This window comes from Arthrobacter sp. GCM10027362 (assembly GCF_042679445.1).
In the GTDB taxonomy this organism is placed as follows: domain Bacteria; phylum Actinomycetota; class Actinomycetes; order Actinomycetales; family Micrococcaceae; genus Crystallibacter.
In genome coordinates this window covers 1-1,726 of record NZ_JBHTML010000072.1, presented here as the reverse complement: position 1 = coordinate 1,726, position 1,726 = coordinate 1, and the positions used below count along the sequence as shown (strand labels likewise).

Annotated in this window: 2 protein-coding genes; both read left to right on the top strand. The window is 68.5% G+C overall.

Going from position 1 to position 1,726, the window contains the following annotated elements; all coding sequences use genetic code 11:
* On the top strand, positions 1 to 744 hold a 744-nt coding region (locus ACFQ36_RS11870; protein ID WP_377013856.1), incomplete at its 5' end, for a transglycosylase SLT domain-containing protein.
* 25 nt (positions 745 to 769) lie between these two features.
* On the top strand, positions 770 to 1,726 hold a 957-nt coding region (locus tag ACFQ36_RS11865; protein ID WP_377013854.1), incomplete at its 3' end, for a protein kinase.

Genomic DNA, 1,726 nt, shown 5'->3' with positions numbered 1-1,726 from the left:
ACCGGTGCCGCCACCACGGCCGCCGGCAGGACCACGGCCACCGGTTCCAATTCCGGTTCCAGCTATGGCTCCAGCTACACCGTGCAGGCCGGAGACACCCTCTCGGGCATCGCCGAACGGCTCGGCATGGGCCTGAGCAAGCTGCTCGCCGCCAACGGCCTCAGCACCTCCTCGACCATCTACCCCGGCCAGAAGCTGAAGGTCAGCGGCACCGCCACGGGCGCGACGACGGACGTCTCCTCCGCCACGATCGAGCCCCTGGTGCCGAACACCTTCCTGCACTACACCTACCCGGATGAAGTGGTTGCGGACGCGAACAAAAACAAGGCCCTGCTGCTGTCCACCCCGCAGCCCAGTCCGGCCCAGATGCAGCAGATCGTCCGGGACACCGCGGTGGCGATGGGCGTGGATCCCGCCCTGGCCCTGGCATTTGCCTACCAGGAGTCGGGCTTCCAGCAGACCGCCGTCTCCCCCGCCAACGCCATCGGCACCATGCAGGTCATCCCGTCCTCGGGGGTCTGGGCCTCGGAACTGGTAGGCCGCAAGCTGAACCTGCTGGACCCCTACGACAATGCCACCGCCGGCGTCGCCATCATCCGGTCGCTGGTGCGCACCAGCGACACCCTCGACATCGCCATTGGGTCCTACTACCAGGGCCAGTACTCGGTGACCACCCACGGCATGTTCGCGGACACCAAGGCCTATGTGAAGGCTGTGAAGGCCCACATGAAGAACTTCGGCTAGGCCCCGGACGGCTTAGTATCGAAGAGTGCAGGAACATGTAGCGGATCCGCTGGTCGGCGTCATCGTGGACGGACGCTACCGGGTCGAGTCGCGGCTGGCACGCGGCGGCATGTCCAGTGTCTACCTGGCCACCGACACCCGGTTGGACCGGCCGGTGGCCTTGAAGATCCTGTACCCTCACCTGGCCGCGGACCGCTTCTTCCTCGAGCGCTTCGAGCGCGAGGCCAAGTCCGCGGCGCGGCTTTCGCATCCGCACGTGGTCGGAGTCCTCGACCAGGGCCATGACGGCGATGTGGCCTACCTGGCCATGGAGTACGTTCCCGGCCACACCCTGCGGGACACGCTCAACGAAAAGGGGGCGCTGACCCCGCGGCTGGCCCTGGCCCTGCTGGACCCGGTGGTGGAAGGGCTCTCCGCCGCCCACCGCGCCGGACTGATCCACCGGGACGTCAAGCCGGAAAACGTGCTCATGTCCTCGGACGGCCGGATCAAGATCGGCGACTTCGGCCTGGCCCGCGCCTCCGCCGCCAGTTCCAGCACCGCCACGCTGATCGGCACCGTCGCCTACATCGCCCCGGAACTGGTAGCCAACGGCGCTGCCGATGCCCGCAGCGACATCTATTCCGTGGGCATCATGCTCTTCGAAATGTTGACCGGCCGCCAGCCGTTCACCGGGGAGTCCCCGATCCAAATCGCCTACCAGCACGTCAACTCGACGGTCCCCCGGCCCTCGAGCCTGGTCCCCGGGCTGGCACCGGATCTGGACGAGCTGGTCCAGTGGTGCACGGCCCGGGATCCGGAGCAGCGGCCGCACAGTGCCGAGGACCTGCTGGGCGAGCTGCGCCATATCCGCACCACGCTAAGCGACCGCGCCCTGGACTTCCGCGCGGCCATGGCAGGACCGGTCCGGCACGGACCGGACAACACCCCGGCGGGTCCTGGCCGCACCGCACCGCTGGCGGTCCCGGCCGGGCCCGCACCG